Here is a 19,188-nt window from a genome sequence, read left to right as displayed (position 1 = left end):
ATACGTAAAATGGCTTTTTTTATATTTACAACCTCTCAAACATCTACCAACCAAGCTTTATAAAGTTATATTATTATATTATCCAAAACACAAAAAACCCTGGCCTTGCAGGTCAGGGTAGGTACTTTTAAATAAAAGTCTGAAATATGACTATGACTAGTATAGATTCTCTAATGCAATGATGTCAAAGTTAGAGAACTCACCATCTTCGTTAGAGCTGAAACAAGCCAACATTAAAGAGTTCATATCAATATTAAACTGACCAGGAGTTCCTGCGATTTGGATGGCTCCTACCCCAGCAGAACCTTCGTTTCCACCAGAACCACAGCTAATAGAGCGGTTGAAGTAATCGGTGTGACGTAAGCCTAAGCAGTGTCCAATTTCGTGGCCAATTACGTGCTCGGCTACGTTGGTACCAAAGTTGGCAGTTCCAGCCTGAATCTGAACCCACTTATAAGGAGCTCCACCACTTGGGAATCCAGCTGATCCTCCACCGTTACCACTTACCTGGTACACCACAATGTCTTTAGGTTGGAAGTTAGTTCCAAAAGTAAGGTTAAAGCGTAAGCCAATGTTCAAACCATTATAATTGTCTATTGCCCAACGCAAACCATTTTGTAGTGTAGAGCTTAGTCCATTAGAGTTGTTGGCAGTGTAACCAATCACGTCAATTGTTTGGTTGTTGCTTACAAGGTTAGAAGTACGGTACTGCTCACCATTTAGTCCTGCTATTACATCACCTGTTAACATCTCGTCATACTTTTCTTTAGATACAAACATGTCGCCTTCAAGTGTATAGCCCACTTGTGTTTTGCCAGTTAGTGGATTGGTTACTTCTCCATACTTGGCATCACGGGCATCAATGCCTAACTTTAGGAAATTGTCAATCACTTTTTGACTTATACCATTTTTAGTTACTGGAGCTGGAGTTACGTTGTTTTCTTGTTGCTTACAAGAAAAAGTAAATGCGGCAATTGCTACTGCAAGCATTACAGTTAGAAAAGAACTCTTCTTCATAATTTTTAATATTTGTGTAATATAATTGATTATCTGAATAAAATATTCATTGGCAATTCTAGCTATTCTCAAAATATTTCACAAAAACAAGGGGTGAACAAAAAGTAAACAAGGCGTTAAAGAGGAAAAAATCACGTAAACATTTGCATTTAAAATGGGCAATATTTAACATTAAATAATACAATATTAACCCTGTATACTTCTGTTAGTCAGCATTTTATTTTGACATAGAGGAAAATATACGAAGTAAACAAATGGGATAAGAGGGGGTAAACAAGGAAAGAGCGTTATTTTTTTTACTTAAGGTATAAATTGGTCGCTTTATGCATCAAAACAAGCATAAACAGTACTATTCTAACAAAAATCAGATACTATTTCAAGATTCTTCTGCGTATAAATACAGGATTAAAAACTCGATTTTATACTACTATTCTATTGTAATTATAAGTAAAGCCCTAACGCATTCATCAGGGCTTTACTTGGTTTATAAACTTAACGCTATGTTCTTAGTATAGAAAGTTCAAAGCAGTTACGTCAGAAGATGTAAATACACCGTTTGAGCCAGAGTTAAAGCAAGATACCATAATAGAAGTATTTCTTGTAACATTGGTAGTTGGAGTACCAGGAATATGGATAGCACCTACTCCAGCAGTTCCTTCGTTTCCACCAGAGCCACAGCTGATAGAACGGTTGAACCAGTCGGTATGACGGAAACCGATACAGTGACCAATTTCGTGCGCAATTACGTGTCTGTTTACTGCAGTTGAGTAAGCGTCGGTTCCAGAGTTGATTCTTACCCACTTGTAAGGGTTGCCTCCACTTGGGAATCCAGCTGATCCACCTGCACCACCACTTACTTTGTATACTACAATGTCGGCGTTGGTACTGGTAGCAAAGGAAAGACTAAAGCTTAAGCGCAATGGCAAAGCATTGTAGCTGGCAACTGCCTGCTGTAAACCGCTTCTCATTTTACTGGTCAAAGCAAAAGAACCGCCAGTGTATCCAATTACTCTAATTGTACGAGTACCGTTTACCAGGTTGGTGGTTCTGTATTGTTCACCATCAGGACCTGTTTTTACACTACTGCTCAGCATTTCTGCTAATTGCTTTTCAGAAACAAACAGGTCTTTCTCTAAAGTGTACCCTGTTTGCTTTTCACCAGTTAACTCGTTGGTTACTTCGCCAAATTTAGCATCACGGGCATCTATGCCCAAGCTTTTAAACTGCGCTATTACTTCTGTGCTGATAGCGCTGGTTTTTACTGGGTTTACGTTTCCTTCTTGTTGCTTACAAGAGAAAGTAAATGCAGCCATTACAACAGCAAGCACTGCAGCGAACAATGTGTTCTTTTTCATAATTTTTTAAGTTATTGTGTAATATAATTGAAACTGAATAAAATATTCGTTGGCAATTCTACTATAACTCAAAACATAATCAAAGAAGCACAGGTAAACAAAAAGTATACACCATCAAAATACGTAAAAAACCTAGTAAACAATAGTAGTTGTACACAACAACAACTCAAATAATAAATGACCAAAAAATATCCCTCAATCGCTGAAATAAAGCTTTACATCACTGTGTATAGTGCTAAAATGAGTAAACAAGCATAGTAAAAGTAGGTGAACAAATAAATCGGTTTTATTTTTATATTTGGACTTATTTTAACTCAAAAACATTAACAATCAAGCTTATTAGGCTATTAAAATATCAATCTCATCTATTTTATAATCTTCAAGGCGCTTTCAGGTTTCAGCACTTTTTCCCGTTGTTTGATTTTACTTATTCGCTCTCCCGGAATAATCTAACAAAGTTGCACAACACAACTTAACACACTGTATACTCTCCCATACATAAGCACTCACTTGGAGGTGACGACCACCCGAAAAACATCATGCCAAAAGCTAAATACAGTGCTTCACCGAATTTTGAGCGCTGGTGCTTTCTTTATTTTTATACTTCTGTTATCTTTCAACACAAAATGCCAACCACCCTCATGACTCAAAACTTTTATGAATAAGATACTGAATAAAATTTTTCGCTCCCGGCAAAGCCTTGGGCAATTTTTATTTGCCGGATTGGGCTTTTTGCTAGGTATGCTTATGCTGTTGCTTTCGGTGCAACTATACATTCAGGTAAATAAAGTGCTCAATCCTAAAAATACCTATCCTGAATACTTGATTGTAAGCAAACAAGTAGGTTTAGGCAATATGCTTACGATGGCACGGGCTAGTTTTCGCAAAAAGGATATTCGTAGCCTGAAACGACAACCGTTTGTAGAAGATATAGGTAAGTTTAAGTCTAACCAATACAAAGTAATTGCTTTTGCTAAAGGGAAAATCCCCTTTTATTCTGAGTTATTTTTTGAGTCGGTGCCTGACCAGATGATAGGTGAAATACCTGAAGGGTGGGGTTGGAAAGAAGGGCAAAAGTTGATTCCGGTAATTATTTCTAAAAACTTTTTAGACTTATACAACTTTGGTTATGCTTTGGGTAATGGACTTCCTCAAATATCTAAATCAACTATTGGTTTGCTTAAAGTAAGCATACGCATAGAAGGACCGCAAGGAAAGGCAAGTTTTCAAGGCAGAGTAGTAGGTTTTAGTGAACGTATTCCATCTATGATTGTACCTGAGCGTTTTATGGATTGGGCAAACAAAAATATTGGACGCAACGAAGAGGTAAACCCCTCACGTTTGATACTTAAGGTAAAAAATCCGGCAGATCCTGCCATTGCAAATTACTTTGAAAGAAAACGGATTCAAATTAATAAAGATCGCTTGAATGCGAGCAAAGCAGGTGGTGTAATTAAAATTATCATGTCAGTGATCAGTATTTTAGGGGCGTTTTTTATAGCATTATCGTTTGTTATATTTATGATGAGTTTTAGGGTGGTGCTTGCAGAGTCGAAAAACGAAATTAAGCTTTTGATACAACTAGGATACACTGCCCAGATGATTGGCAAAAACCTCATCTACTTTTTTATTGCATTTGTTTGTGGCTTGTCAGTGCTTACTTTTGGTTTGGTATATTATGGTATTCAGCTTACCCAACGCTTTATGATTGATAGTGGACTGGAGATTACTCCAGGCATTGAGCCTATTACCATTTTGGTAGGGTTGGCATTTACGGGGCTTACTATAGGCATTAATATTTTGGTAGTGATGCGTCTACTCCGCAAACAAGCTTGATTAACAGGTGCCCGCCTTTGTAGTATGCAGGCACCCATTACTGTTACTGTATTTTAATTTTGGGATGACCAAAGCGTATTTCCCCTTTTCTTCGTTCAATAATGTTGACAAACTGTGTACCGTGTGGCTTTAGTTTTTGTAAGCCTTTGCGTAAACGATGAATGCGTAAATTAAGGTTGTATTGGTCTACTTCTTTTAATTCTTCTTTTGACAATTCATACGTGAGTGCATCTATGCTTTGCCATCCTTGATCTTTGGAGTCTAGCCCTGCTTCTATATCTTCTTTGCGTTTTCGTGCCAAGGCGAGCAACATATAGTTATGGGCATGTTCACCCATATCCATTGTTAGTTCATTTACTGTAATCTGAATATTCACTGTTTCCTGATCGGCACTTAGAGTAAACTCAAACCAGGCGTTTTGTTTAATTCGCCCATAGTCTACAGTTTCATCCACTAGTTCATTTCTTACAAAACGCCATTCTTCGTTATTGCACACAAATACCTGGTGGTGTTCAGGCTCAAAAGTTTCTCCGGCACGCTCTGCTTTCCATTGCCTGTCTGGTGTACAAAAAAAAGCTATTTCGGGTGTATCTTCATTGGGTAGTGCATAATAAGACTCCAGCGGAATAACTTGTGGTGAATTATTAAGCAACTCCAAATAGTTGAGTGGTGGCGCAATATCGAGTACTTTCCATTGAGTAGTAGGGTCTTTACCAAACTGTATGGTTTGTCCCTTTGCCAATCGCTCTACAGAATTATGCAAAAACTTGCCACTCACCACTGTCCCGTTGCGACTATGGTCTTTGATATGCCACAACCCTCCCTGCCAATATAAAGTGGCGTGCGACTTAGATACATCTTTTGCATCAAGCTGGGTAGAACTGTGCGGGCTTCTACCAAATATATGCTGGGAATTAAGGTAAATAGTATTTTTAGTAATTGTATTCTCAATTGTAGCCATAAGTAATCAATTTATTCCATCTCTCCAACATTAAAATAAACTCAAATTACTACCGAATGGATTAGAAATCAAGAAATAGTTTATGCACTATGGCTTCGAATACTCCTTTGGCATAAACATTTCAACCAAATTACCTGCATTACGGGTGTTTTTATCATAAGGAATATGCTTCACTTGTCCTTCGCTTTCGGCATAAGGCGAAGCAAGGCACTTGAGTGCAAATTGTTTTGCATCATTTTCATCAGTCACTTCATCTATAGACACACAGTGCACATCATTCATAAACACAGGGCCATTAAAAGGTTGTTGCAAACCTTTGACGCGTTTTTCGGCTTCCTGAAATATATGAACAGCTTTTGCCAAGGGAATTCGGAAACTCGCCTCTGCATTATGGTTAAGCTCTACAAACATATAATAAGGTTGTAAGCCTAAAGCTACCTCTTGGCTCCACAAGTTTACCCAATCTTCTATAGTATCATTGATTCCTTCTACTACCGGACCTTGACATATAATTTTAGCTCCAGTTGCCTGAATGTTCTTGACAGCTTCTATCACATTGTCATTCTGCAACTCTCTCACGTGGGTAAGGTGGGCACAAAAAGTAAGTGTACGCCCTGATGCCACAATGTGCTTAAACAATTCCAGTATATTTTTAGCGTCTTTATCAGTTGTAAATCGAAACGGCCACCAGGTCAATGCTTTAGTATTGAACCGAATCGTTGTTACTGAGTCTATGGTCAGCAATGGATCAATATATTCTTTTATTTTTGCTGCAGTCAACGTGAGTGGGTCCGCACCAGTAAATAAAGTTTCATTAATTTCAGGGTTGGCTTTTAGATAAGCCACTGGGGTTTGAGGGTCTTTGTAAGAGGTATAACTTTGTACTTCACTATTGTTAAATGCGATCCAGCGAAAGCAATAAGAGCAATACGCGTGGCAAGTTTTCAACATAGGATCAGGAAACAAGCTAATCACATTATTAAAAGATCGATACAAACCTTTGATGCGTTCACCACCAGCCGTAGGAAAGCACTTTTCATCATAGGGAATTTGAGGAGTTGTTTTTTTTCTAATCAACTCAATGAAAGGCTGTAAAGCTTCAATACTGGCGCCTGCTTGATACAAATAAAGAAGTTGTTGATAATCAGCCTCGCTCAAAATATTTTTGTGCAAAAAATTAAGTCTGAACATGGGGTCTTGCTCAAGGTTATCCCAATCAATTAGATTATCAAGCACATAGTTATTGGTTTTAAAATAAAAAATATTGGATAACAGGTCAAAGTCGTCTTGTTGTGCTTTTGACAAACGCCCGTAGTACTTTGTTTTCTTAAAAGAGTGATTGTTATAAGAGATATATTTCATAATTCTGGAATTGATTTGTTGGTTTAGTAACGTGCTCAAAATAAGTTTTTGGTTTTCAGGACAAATACGCACAACTGACTGAGGCATTTAGCCTTTGGCAGAGCTCAGCGCAGCGTAGCTGCAGCTATCGGTTTTTGCGCTCGTAGAGCTTGAACCCCGAACTTGATTCGGGGCAGCGCTACGGGCAATAAAAACTTACAGTCCCGGCGGAACTGCCGGGGTAACGAAAGGCAGTAAAGCGGATTTATTCTGAATCGGACAGTTATTGCGAACACGTTACTTAAATAAATATGCTGACCGGGTTTAGTGCTTCTTCTGCCAATGGTTGACTCAGCCAACCCATTTTTACTGGAACATCATACAGCCGACCAGGTGCAGTTCTGCGCCAAAAATGCCGCATACCAGGTACCATTACTTTCACTACTGGCAAGCCTATATCAGGCTGGGTAAGGTCTAACACCAATGTTTCTAAGCCTTGTTGTTGGGCAGTAGTTATGCAATACTTTACACTGTCATAAATGGTTGGGTTGCATAATTTAGGATAGTCGGTTTGGATATTTTTAGTTGCTCCTTGCCTGGGCAAGAGATAGTCATTGTTTGCCAAAGTTTGAGTATCTAACCAATCTATAAAAGACTGATCCTGAGTCAAGTATTTCTCTGAAGCTCCAATGGGCAGCAATTGATTCAGTTCTATCACTGCACGTTCTACCGCAATACTGGCCTCTAGGTGTGCCCCAAAAGCATACAGTATTTTTTCTTTGTCACCCTTCAAACAATGTGATATCGCCACAAACACGGGAATTCCTAAGTCGTTGGTAATGTCTAATACCCACAAACTACGGTGGTTCGACACATAATATGCCCTCATCTTGTCGATATAAGGATTGTTTACAGTATTAAGGTCTACTGCAGGACGTTTTAGACGATTATACCACCATATCGCCGTTGCATCACGCTCTACTAATTCCATAAACCCCTGTAAAATAGCTTCTTCTATGGTATTACCCGCTGCACAACCATTAGAATCGGGGTAAGCATATAATTGGCTTTCATCTTTAGCCGGATACTGGGCATAACAAAAGCAAGCAGGCAAATATTTAAATTTCTGATGGGTCAATGAATATACAGGAGTCCAATCCATTGTTTCTGAAGTGTTAAAAGGAACCGGAATAAGTTCATAAAACTTAGCACTGCTGATATTGGTAGTATCTCTGTTTTGCATTTGTGCCTTGCTGTAGTTCATACACTTATTGGGGTGAATACCTTCTGGTAAATCGTCAAGCGTAGCTTTGATGCTGTACCTCTCCCCTGCTTGATACATGAGGCTATAGCGTTCTATTGCCTCGCCAACAGCGCCCATTTTTGCCTGAATATCAGTTTTTCCTTTTCCTCCATTGCCACTACGCAAGTGGTGGTTTAGCCAAAACATAGACACGCTTTGCAGGGCAAGGTTTCGCCCTGATGAATAATTATGAATATCAGTATGGCTAGTGATACCATAAGGTTTCAAACCAGAGATAATGCCTGATATGGGACTAATATGGTGCTTGTATTTTTGAAAACTCACTTCTGGCGATTCAGCACGGTAGCCCCCCAAGGTAGAAGCAACCGACACGGGCTGTAAAGTAATAGGTTGGGGTGGTTTGACGGTAGCATTGCCACAGGTTTTACACTGAGGGCGCTTGACGACGGTATGATGTTGTTGCTCAAGAGTTTGGGTATTGAATGAAGTAATTTGGGTTTCTGACACGTCGGTTGGTTGGTGATATAACCATTTTACCAAGGCAAGTACTGCAAAACCCGTCGCTATTTGAAAAGTTGCGGGATGGCTCACCAAGGGCTTGGAGGGTGCTTGATCCGTGTTTTTGATATTTCTGTAAAATTTATTGATAGGGTTGTGTAGCTCTAGCCTATGGTGCAAACACTGCCAGCAAGCAGTTTTGCCTGGTACAAACACAGGTCCCCACCATAAAGTTTGTCCCGTAGGTTTGACCAATAGCCAAGGGGTTTTACTTTGTTCAAACTGTTGGTTGAGTTGGTTAAGTTTAGGGTGATTATAGTCTTTGGTAATGACCAGGTATACATCAGGTGTAGCAGACAACTGCAATTGAGCTTGGCGACAAGCATCTTCAAACGCTTCTTGTGCTACTCCAACACTTATCAAGCCTATAGTTTTTTGTTGTAGTACCTGCGCCAAATGCGTGGTATTGAACCCTGCCGACTCCCAATAAGCTGCTTGTTCAGGGGTAAAAAAATCACTTACTTCTTTTATGTACCCTGCTTGCTCAAGTTTAACCAATACTTGCATAACTTCAAACAAAGGCACATCACTCGCCGAAAATTCAGCAATTAGTTCTTCTTTAGAAGGTTGGTTTTGGACTATTTCGGCTAATATAGCATTACTTAACTTGTTAGAAAACATCACTTCGTTACTCTCAGAAACCAATAAGGTATAATCACTGTTGAGTACCTCGAAGTGATAAGATGGGTTGAGTTGTTGGTTTTTCAACTAGTTATTTAAGTTTAATTTTGTGCCAAAAATGGTGGTTTATTTTCTTATAATAAACTTCAGAAAACTGGGGATGACTGCCCAACTTTCTGAAGTTTGATTGGTGTATAAGTTTACCAATTAAGTAGTGGTTAGAATAATGGCAGGATCAGTATCACCAAATGATAATTGCCCCAGCATATCATGCCTGGCCGAAATATAAGGCATCATAATGATTAACTTTCCTCCTTTTTCAAAGCTCGAATCAGGGTTCAAACCATCAGGTTGAGTATAATCATAACAATCATAGTAGTCGAGTTGCAAATATTTTTCTACGGTATGGTCTTCTGGATTTTGCTCAATAATAGTAGTCATTCGGTGTCCTTGGGCTGCTTTTAGCTCCTGTGCAGGACTACCACCAGTAATGTTTAGCAAGCCTAAAAATTCAGAAAAAAGGTAAGTTTGCTCTACTTTTACCGATTCTTCCAATTTTTGAATGCGGGTGTTGTTCAAGTCACGCCTTACGTACTTGCTTACATTTTGTATCACTGCCATGTCCAGGCTTTCTTCGCCTACAATAAAAATATTGTCTTTATCTTCAATCGTTGGTGTAGTAAATTTGGAAGCTACTCCATACTGGGTGTCAGACTTTTCTTTGAGGTAAATTACTGGATAAAGAATGTTAGAGTCTAAAATAATCAAAGTATTTTTAGGAATTTTCATCCCTACTCCATTGTACTGTTTAAGCCGATCAGGTGTTTTCTTCCATTTCATTTTATTTTTGTCATTTTTTGTCAGGTAGTTTTGCGGATTGCGCTCAAAATCAGCTACAGTGGCAAAATCATCCCCTGCATACTCGGTTTGGCCTAAACAAGCCATTAAAGTCAAAAAATTAACCGATAAGTCAAGAATTTCATTGAGTACTCCTTGAGCTACCTCATTCTTGATTTTAAAATTTTTCACAGAACTCTGCGTCATAACAAATAATTTTTAAGTTTAAGATTATGTTCATTTAGTTATTTTAATACACTTACTGCCTCTTCTACTTTGCTGTACTCGTTCAGTTTTAACAATAGCTCTGGAGTAGCGGTAACCAATGGCAAGTACCAACCATCCATCAAAAGCCCCAATTTATGTTCTAAAGCCCAATCCAACACTTGTGATTGCCCCGTTTGATGCCTTTGATAGCTCATGATTTTTGTTGCTTCTTCTTCGCTTACCACATGATTTACCACTTCTGGTTTGGTTACTTTGCGTGAGTCATAAATCATATACCGTCCCATAAAAAACATCATGTTCAGTTTACAGGTAGCCCAATTTTTTTTCCAGTCGGCTACTTCTTTTTGAATAGCCTCCATTAAATGAATATTTTCGTAAGAATATGATTCATAATCTCCTACAAAGTAATTGGCCAGCTGTTGGATATTGGCCTGTTTAGGAAATATCATATCGTATACTTTCCAGTAAGTCAATGCTTTGATGTTGTATTCTTCGGGGTTAGTAAAGTAAGGGGCATCCCGGCTTATTTGGGCACCATCAAACAGTTGGGGAGGCTGTAGATGTTTGAGCGAGGGAATCATGTCTAACAAAGAAGTGTACTCTTTGGCGGTGTCTCCGGGGAAACCCCACAATAAATAATACTGTGTACTGATACCAAAGCAATAGGCATTTCTGATAAAATAGATATTTTGCCTGCCAGTGGTTCCTTTTTTCATTTTTTTCAACAAACTAGTAGAGAATGCCTCTACTCCTGGCAAAATGTATTTGGCGTTTATCTGATGGAGCTTTACTACCTCCTCTATCGTACGCCCTACTTTTAGTTGCATTCCTAACACAGGATAACTGTCTGTGTCGGCGCTATAATTCAATAGTTTGTCAGGAAAACCACTTGACATAATCAGGTCGGTAAAAAACAAAAACTTGTCTGGAACCTGGGCTTTTATTTTTTCTAAATCCTGGGCAATTTGAGCAATGCTTTTTTGTCGAAAGCCTATTTCTGTAATACCACAAAATGTACACTTGGCTTTTTCTGCCCACCAACACCCTCGATTGGTTTCATACCATACCGCTTTTACTTTGTGTTCATAGTACTCTTCTCCCATGATAGTTTTTACCTGATGAGCATACGCTTGATAGTTGGCAATGGGGAGTTTTTCTAAAGGGACTGCTTTTTTGGGTTTGATGAGCCTATTGGGGTAAGGTCGTTTGCTGAGGGTGTGTTCAATAAACTCAATAAATGTGAGTTCGCTTTCTCCCTCAAAAATATAATCAATTTTGTCACTTAGAGAAAACAAGGCTTCAGCCTTTTCTCCTTCGCAATAGCTACCACCTATAATAGTAGTCGTTTTTATCGCATGGTGTTTAATGTGATTGATAAAGGCAACCGCAGCATTGATTTGATTACAAAACCCTAACGAAACACCCGCTATAGTATAGTCAAGCCCTGCAATGATGGCGCCTGCACACTGCGCAAACTGGTAACATTGCTCTTCTAGTTTTTGGTACTTTTCTAAATCAAAGGCATGTCCGTGGTTCAAGTACATCTGTGCCTTATTGGTAGGGCTTATGGTATGAAAGTGCTCGTTGGTTTGGGCACTGTCTTCACCCAATGCGGGTAAACCATACGCACTTCGGGCAAACATCCTCTCGCCTAACATCCAAAATGACGGGCTTTCCTGAATTTCTATGTAATCTTCTATCCCGATGAGGTTTGCCAACAACAAGTCCAGATGTAAGACATCAACCTTATACCCATGTTCTTTAGCAATGGCTTGTAATAAATAAGGTCCAAGAGCTATGAAGCCAATATTATAAAAAGGAGGTACAATAATAAGTATGTCACCTTGGTGTACTACTGAGTCAATTTGCTGTTTTAGATAACTCAATAAGTCGGTATCAGGTGTAGGTTGATTCATTTGATACTGTTTTTAGAGTTCGTAATTCTATGAAAATATTCTAGTGCACTGTTTAAGTAATTAAAGCAGATATTTAGTATTTTTTACTGTTGTTCTATCCTACAATTCTATAAAATTAATTGCTTACAATATGAGCCTTCACCTGCTTCCTTGCTCAAACTAACGTGATCTATTAGTTATTCAAACTCTTAATATTATTTAAAACCTTGACTGCACGTTTCCACTGTAGCGTCTCCTGGGCTTCTCCTTCTCTTTTGAAAAAATCCATTACGCTTTCAAGTTGGTTGTATATTTTCACCTTTTCTTCTATAACTTCCTCGTTGCACTCCAGCAAAATATTGGCATAGTCAATCAGGGCTTCAAACTCAAACCATTTTACTTGTTGTTTTTGGGCAAGCTTCAGCGACTCAGTGATTTGTTCTTTCACCCTTGTACTTAGGCATTGGTCTGCGGCATAATAACTCAACGCCAATCGCCTGGTAACCATAGGCAATGTTCCCCATTCTTCGTGTTTCAAACAACGCTGTACTGAGTTTTCCATCAAGTCAATGGCTTCTTGTACCATTTTTTGGTCAAGGTAAGTTTCTGCAAGGTAAGGTTCAAAGTAGCCTAAAGCATAGTGTTGTCCAGACGCTAAAGAATCTTTTACATACTGGGCAGCATAGTCATACTTGTTATTGCTCCAGTCGTTGAGCATTAGCAAATGAATAGTGACCCAATTTCCTTCTGAAAGCCCCGCGTGTTTGGCATTATGATCTGTCACTGCTTGTTTCACCATATTTTTGTCTTGCCTTAGGCTTCCTATAATGCCCTTGTAGTTGTAAGACAAGGTGGTAGTTACCAGGTGTTTGGTTTGCTCAGCCCAGGCAATGGCATTTTCTATGTAACCAATGGCTTTATCAGGATAACCCAAGCAGCAATAAATACGCGCCAAAATAAAGTTGGCGGCACTTTTAGCCTCCATCCCATGGGCAATGCCTATTTCTACATCTGTTGCCTCATTGTATATCTCTAACACCCTTGTACACACTTCTTTTGCCAATGCCCAATCGCCATCAATTAAGAATGCCTGAGCAATCATAGGCGAAATGGCCACTTCTCTCATACGATCACCCTTAGTTCGGGCACTTTGTAGTATCTTCTCAGCTATTTTGCGCGCATCTTTACGTTTGGCATGAAAATGATAATTTAAAAATAACGCCCACTCAGTGTTGTTAGCCAAGGCTTCAAGGTTATGATTAGATAGTGTGCTATCCAGTGTTTTTACTTTATCTATCAATTCTTCATTGCGCTTGCTTGTTTGCAATACGCTTTTTCCACCAAAACCCTCAATGGCCATAAATGCAGGCAGCACGGTGTTGTTTAAGGTAAGTTCAGTTTCAATTTTTGTGGTCAATGATGTAATCTGCTCTATCCAACCTTTTACTTTTTCATTTACCAATAAAGCTTCCTGATTGGATGAACCATCGACTTGTTTTTTCACCATTTGCAACCCATAATCAGCCGCATTTGAAAATAGTTCGGCTCCGGCAAAATGCCTGGCTACTTCGAAGGGATTCTCCTCTTGAACGTACGGGAACTCGCTCTCCAGCGTAGTGGCTATGCGTTGGTGAGTATCTTTCTGCAGGGCATTGGGCATACCATCATACGCTGCATCACGAATAAGGGCGTGACGGAAAATATAACTTTCGCCCTGTACACGTCTTTGACGATAAACCAAATCGGCATTCATGAGCTGGTGCAAATCGGCTTGTACCAATGCTTCGTCACGCAACGAAGACCGGACTAATAAATCATAGTCAAAATTACGTCCAATGGCAGCCGCAAGTTGAGCGGTTTCTTTGGCTAAACCTAACTTGTCTAAACGAGCGTTGAGTAATGCCTGTAAGGTCACCGGAACGGCTTCTTCGTCTAGGTTTTCTTGCAAATGATATTCATCACTGTCTAAAACCAAGTATCCTTGCTCAAGTAACATCTGACTTAACTCTTCTATAAATAAAGGTATACCGTCCGCTCGCTCACTTATGTATTGTACAGTGGGATCAGTTACCTTTTTGCCTTCCAGCACGCCTTCAATCAAGTTTTTCACCGAATTGATTTCCAAGGGCATCAAATCCATCACTGCCAAGTAGTTGTACGACCAAGAGGGTTTAAAATAAGGGCGGGTAGTGAGCAATAACAAGTAGTTTTGTTGGTCTAAGTTATGTAACAATCGCTCTAGTAATTCTTTACTGGTAGGATCGAGCCAGTGCAAGTCTTCTACTATCAGTAAGAAATATGCTGACTCTCCAAGGTTAAGGATCAGTTTTTCGAGCGCATCCATTAAAATTTCTTTTTGTTGCTCAGGAGCAGGCAATTGTATTGCTTCATAAGTATCAGACAAGGGTACCGATAACCAGGAACAAAGTATAGGCAATGCCATTTTTGTATCACATCCTGCCTGAGTCAGTACATCCTCTAGTCTTACTATATTAAAATCTTGGTTTTCACCTTCTTGCAAACCCCAATGTTTACGCAACATGTCAAAAAACGGGTACAACGCATTATTTTCGTGTTCGGGCAAACAACGGCACTCTGCTACTACAACCCCCTCTTCCCGAAGTTGTTTTTTACACTCATAAGTCAAGCGTGACTTACCAATGCCTGCTTGCCCGCTAAATAGTACTGCCTGTCCCTCTCCGGCTTTTACTTTTTGCCATTGCTGTACAAATATTTGATGCTCTTGCTCTCGACCTATCATTTGTCGCCCAGCACTTTGTGGGCGCAAAAAAGACAAGGCTTCTGTTTGTCGTTCTCCTACCAGCGCATATACTTTAAACTCACCTGCTATATTAGGAAAATAACAAGATTCGGCTACTTCGAACTCAAGAAAAGGGTCTAGTAGTTTTTTGGTCGTTTCGCTTACCAACACCGATTGTTCCTTGGTTTGATACAAAAGGTTAAAGGCCACATTGGGCGTAAGCCCTTCAGGGGTATGCGCTTGTTTTACTACTACTTCGCCCGCGTGCAAACTTACCCTGATGTCGAGCGAAATGCCATGCAAGGCCTGCAGCAATGCACTGCGTTTTTGGGTTTGGGTAACCAGCTCAAGCGCAGCTCTTCCAGCGCGTCGGGCATCATTGTCGCTTACCTCAGGATAGCCATAATATATACAAATATTGTCGCCTAAGCTTCCCGCTATGTGTCCTCCATAGCGTATGGCAATGTCACGGCACCCATTGAGTTGATCTTTTTGAATGGTATCCAATAATTCGAGGCTCAAGTCATTGTCATCAGACAACACCAAGCTTAACTTTACACAAAGTACTGTAATCTGTCGTTTTGCGCTACGCCCTACCACTACATCCATGTCACTATCCAAGGTAGGATCATCTTCATAATCAGCCAGTTGCCCGGCAGATTCACGGGCTAATTTGCCTACTATAGAGCTAAAATTAATGTCCAGATAATCTTCATACAACTTGGCAGCAGATCCTGCCCTTGACTGAGGATTTTTTTCGAGTACCCGGCGCAGCAAACTTGCCAGAGGATGGTCTAAAATTGCAGCAGGTAGAGGTACGTTGCTTGCCTGTAGTTGTTGCTGAAATATTTCAGCAATCGAATCGCCTTCCATCACTGTTTTTCCAGTCAGACATTCTATCAAAATTAACCCCCAGGCATATAAATCAGACTTTACGGTAGGCGGTTCGCCCCGAAGCTGCTCAGGGGCACTATAGCTGGGAGTACCCACCATTTCTTTGGTGAGAGTGAGGCTTTTGTAGTCTTTGGTACGATACTCTTGGGTAAACGCGCCAATACCAAAGTCTAAGATCTTGATATGGCGTTGCGATCCGGTTTGAGATACCATTAGGTTTTGAGGCTTAAGGTCGCGGTGCACAATGCCTTGATCATGGGCACAAACCAAGGCGTCTAACGCCTGTCCCATTAAGACCCCTGTCTCAGCAGCAGGTAAAGCTCCATTACGAATGATATAATCTTTGAGTGTTTCGCCAGCCACATATTCAAAAACAGCGAATAGTTCACCTGTTTCTGTATAGCCTTTATCTAATAATTTTACTATATGGGGATGATTAATTTTTGCACTAAGTTGGGTTTCACGCTCAAATCGGGCTTGTTGATGCCTATGCTTTTGCTCATCAATGCCTACATCATTTTTCAGTACTTTAATAGCAACCAACTGTCCTGTATTGCTTTGCTTGGCTTTATATACCAAACCAAAGCCTCCTTCTCCAATTTTTTCTAATAGCGTGTAATTCGGTATTGATGGATTTATCATCGCTTTCTTAGGGATTTACATGAACCTTACTTTATTGAGGAATTATTACATGAGCTCCGGGAAGGATAGCCTTTTTTATTAAAAATAGCCAGATACTTAACCAAGATAGAAAGTATTGGAGCAAAAAGCAAAATAAAATTCTAAAAAAACCTTGTAATAATGCCCTGCAATTAAGCCTCTCATTACCCACAAAAAACACTCTTTTTCAAGTACTTAGCTCATTTTCTCAAACTTTTGGCACCTAAGGTTTAAAATAAAAGTGTGGCGCTTATTTAACTGAGCGTTAAAGCAGGGTGAAATAGGGTGAAATATTTTTATCGGTCTTATATGGGTATGTTTGTAATGAAGGCATTAGAACTATTTTATATAAGAACATTACACGATATGATGAATGATAAAAAAATGAAAATAACACGGGGTTACTCACTTTCGGTGTATCAGTGCATCCCTGAAGAAAAGTTATTTTTGATATTACTGGCAGGTGTTAGCTTTTTCTTTTTTACCCCTTCTTTATTTTCAGTAGCCATCATAAGTACAACATTTGCTGGAATATTCTACATGTCTCAACAACAAGTCTTTGCACCTGCTTTTCAAACAATACGCCCATTAAATACGCCCAGAGAAACCACCCCGCCTTACCCACAAGACCCTGCGCCTACCGACGAGCTTACCTGCTTTAAAAAACAAATGATCAACATGCTTATTCATGATCTTAAAACCCCTTTGAGCAATATCATTAGTCTATCAGAAAATGGTCAATCAGGTAGCGATATGGAGCGCATTTATGAGTCAGGGACTCACATGCTTGATTTAATTATGAATATTTTGGATGTAGAAAAAATGGAGGAGGTCAAACTTCCCATAAACCCTGAACCTCTCCATAGCTCAACCCTGATCGACAAAGCAATTGCGCAGGTGGAGGGCAAAGCACAGGCTAAAAACATCATCATTCAATCACCACCTCACCCTACTTCAGTAGCCGCTGACAGCCGGTTGGTAAAAAGAACCTTGACCAACCTATTGAGTAATGCTATTAAGTACTCGCCTCAAAACAGTAAAATATTGGTGGAAACCCAACAGGTAAATGCTGACACTGTCAGGTTTTCTGTCAGTGACCAGGGATGTGGAATACCACAAAAAGCTCAAAAAAATGTATTTGACAAGTTTTACCAGGTAAATCACTCACCCAAAATCAGTGGGGCTTATTCTACTGGCATAGGACTCACCTTTTGCAAACTTGCGGTAGAAGCACAAGGGGGTACTATTGGTGTTCAGTCGCAAGTAGGCAAAGGTACTACATTTTGGTTTACCCTACCCGCTGGCAAGTTGAGTCAACCTAACAACACTTCTGTACTCAGAAAAACACCCGCTGCCTGTGCTCCTTGCTCCAACTATTTCACCTCACAAGATAAAGATTTACTCACTCCTTGGTTAATACAACTGAGACAGTACGAAGTATACCAACTGAGTAAAATAAAGGGTATACTCAAAACAATGACATTTGAACAAGAAAGCATCTATAACCGATGGAAAAAGCAACTTGAACAAGCGCTTTATACCAGCAACCAAGAACAGTATGAGTGGTTAATTAAGTAAATCCACTGCCTATCTATACCTCAGCCAATTACCTTCTTCTTCGCGGCCAATCCTACAGCCTATATGCCTTTATGTAACAATGCTATTTTTTAAGAACAGGCATTCAATGCATTTTACAAAACAATCAAGAAGACGACAGAACTATGAAGAACTATAAAAAAACACCGGCACAAAAGGCAGTAGAGCTTATGAACGCCGCAGAAAGCATATTTTATGAAGAGAAGTATATTTTATCGATTGAATATTACTCTCAAGCCATTCCACAAATCAACTCACCTTCTAACCTGGCTTATGCATTGTATATGCGTGGTTGTGCTTATCACGAAACAGGCAATGCAATAGAAGCAGCAAAAGACTGGAAAGAAGCTCAAAGGTTTGGTTTTGAGCTACCTATCGAAATAGCGTAGTCAATGAAATGCTCGTTTTTTATGCCTGCTTGTTACAGTTTATCATTGTTTTAACTTATTACGGCTGCCCCCATGAAATACAGTGAAATATTTTAAATCAAATGAACTATCTATATTTGTAATGTCATTAAAAATCAAGGCAAATACATCATTAACAAACGCATAGAACTATGACTAGCACACATTACTCTTCACACTCACCTATAAGTGTCATTAGTCTTATGGACACTGCCGAACAAGTATTTGATCAGGCAAAGTATGAGCTGTCTATTCAGTATTATACTCAGGCTATTGCCCAGATAAATGCTCTTGCTAATTTGGCTTATGCTTTATATATGAGAGGGTGTGCTTATAAAGAAATTGGAAACAAAGACAAAGCCCGCCAAGACTGGGAAAGCGCTCAAAAATTAGGCTTTCAACACCCTTGGGGCATCAACCTTATCGCTCAGGCGCTTAACGATTAACTTTTAATTACTGCTTATATAAATATCTTTACTTTAAACCATCTGGCTCCAGCTTTTTTTGATCCAATGCCAGTTATGCTTTTTTAATTCTTTGCTTACGCAAAATTAACCAACACCATACTTTGATATCAATCCTAAAAACCGCTTGTCAATACTACAGTATGGTGTTTTTATATTTTGTATCCACTTTTCCTCTTATACGGTATAAGCCCTGAGATACCGATTCATAAACTACTTATAATCAGTCATTTACAAAGCCATTAATTAGCCTACCTCCTCGCAAACTATCAAACATTCAAACCATTAAAACAACTACTTTAAAGTCTTCACCTAAAAATAGCTCAAGAAAATAGTGAAGTGAATAAACCTATTAAATCGTTATGAATTTGTCATCAAAGTAACTACCTTGATGCTTAATTTAAGTTGTTCAATAACAACATGTTCGCCATCCTCCATTTTAAAATCTGTGAATGGCTCCAATAGACAATGTATCTTTAAAATCTATTGGATT

General features: G+C 39.3%; 12 protein-coding genes. 4 read left to right on the top strand and 8 right to left on the bottom strand.

The window, feature by feature from the left end:
* Nucleotides 1–156 precede the first annotated feature (156 nt).
* Together Q0954_RS08740 and Q0954_RS08735 are read right to left on the bottom strand one after the other, a co-directional pair.
* The gene (locus Q0954_RS08740) at nt 157–1,017 is read right to left on the bottom strand and encodes a M57 family metalloprotease (protein ID WP_299455952.1); all 861 of its coding nucleotides are present in this window, start codon (nt 1,015–1,017) and stop codon (nt 157–159) included.
* A 506-nt stretch (nt 1,018–1,523) separates the two neighbouring features.
* Nucleotides 1,524–2,372 (bottom strand): M57 family metalloprotease, encoded by an 849-nt coding sequence (locus Q0954_RS08735; protein ID WP_299455950.1) that lies wholly within the window; start codon nt 2,370–2,372, stop codon nt 1,524–1,526.
* Between the two features lie 657 nt (nt 2,373–3,029).
* On the opposite strand from Q0954_RS08735, the gene Q0954_RS08730 reads away from it, so the two are divergent.
* Entirely contained in the window at nt 3,030–4,208 is a 1,179-nt protein-coding gene (locus Q0954_RS08730; protein ID WP_299455948.1) for a hypothetical protein, read from the top strand.
* Between the two features lie 43 nt (nt 4,209–4,251).
* Here Q0954_RS08730 and Q0954_RS08725 read toward each other — a convergent pair whose 3' ends face one another.
* The 6 genes from Q0954_RS08725 to Q0954_RS08700 form a co-directional block, all read right to left on the bottom strand.
* Nucleotides 4,252–5,169: an FHA domain-containing protein gene (locus Q0954_RS08725; RefSeq protein WP_299455946.1), complete on the bottom strand. Its 918-nt coding sequence runs from the start codon at nt 5,167–5,169 to the stop codon at nt 4,252–4,254.
* Between the two features lie 87 nt (nt 5,170–5,256).
* A complete protein-coding gene (locus tag Q0954_RS08720) occupies nt 5,257–6,531 on the bottom strand; it encodes a hypothetical protein (protein WP_299455944.1) in 1,275 nt (424 codons plus the stop codon).
* A gap of 280 nt (nt 6,532–6,811) precedes the next feature.
* A complete protein-coding gene (locus tag Q0954_RS08715) occupies nt 6,812–9,040 on the bottom strand; it encodes a TOMM precursor leader peptide-binding protein (protein ID WP_299455942.1) in 2,229 nt (742 codons plus the stop codon).
* A gap of 120 nt (nt 9,041–9,160) precedes the next feature.
* Nucleotides 9,161–9,997, bottom strand: a complete 837-nt coding sequence (locus tag Q0954_RS08710) for a hypothetical protein (RefSeq protein WP_299455940.1) — start codon at nt 9,995–9,997, stop codon at nt 9,161–9,163.
* A 38-nt stretch (nt 9,998–10,035) separates the two neighbouring features.
* Nucleotides 10,036–11,934, bottom strand: coding sequence for a RiPP maturation radical SAM C-methyltransferase (locus Q0954_RS08705; protein WP_299455938.1), 1,899 nt, complete (start codon nt 11,932–11,934; stop codon nt 10,036–10,038).
* 172 nt (nt 11,935–12,106) lie between these two features.
* Entirely contained in the window at nt 12,107–16,210 is a 4,104-nt protein-coding gene (locus Q0954_RS08700; RefSeq protein ID WP_299455936.1) for a TOMM system kinase/cyclase fusion protein, read from the bottom strand.
* Nucleotides 16,211–16,612: 402 nt separating this feature from the next.
* On the opposite strand from Q0954_RS08700, the gene Q0954_RS08695 reads away from it, so the two are divergent.
* The 3 genes from Q0954_RS08695 to Q0954_RS08685 all read left to right on the top strand — a co-directional run bounded on the left by Q0954_RS08695 (nt 16,613) and on the right by Q0954_RS08685 (nt 18,677).
* Entirely contained in the window at nt 16,613–17,806 is a 1,194-nt protein-coding gene (locus Q0954_RS08695) for a sensor histidine kinase KdpD (RefSeq protein ID WP_299455934.1), read from the top strand.
* 143 nt (nt 17,807–17,949) lie between these two features.
* Nucleotides 17,950–18,213, top strand: coding sequence for a hypothetical protein (locus Q0954_RS08690; RefSeq protein ID WP_299455932.1), 264 nt, complete (start codon nt 17,950–17,952; stop codon nt 18,211–18,213).
* 170 nt (nt 18,214–18,383) lie between these two features.
* Nucleotides 18,384–18,677 (top strand): hypothetical protein, encoded by a 294-nt coding sequence (locus tag Q0954_RS08685; RefSeq protein WP_299455930.1) that lies wholly within the window; start codon nt 18,384–18,386, stop codon nt 18,675–18,677.
* Nucleotides 18,678–19,188: the final 511 nt, after the last annotated feature.

This window comes from uncultured Microscilla sp. (assembly GCF_947493425.1).
Taxonomy (GTDB): domain Bacteria; phylum Bacteroidota; class Bacteroidia; order Cytophagales; family Microscillaceae; genus Microscilla.
This window is presented reverse-complemented; position numbering and strand designations above follow the sequence as displayed.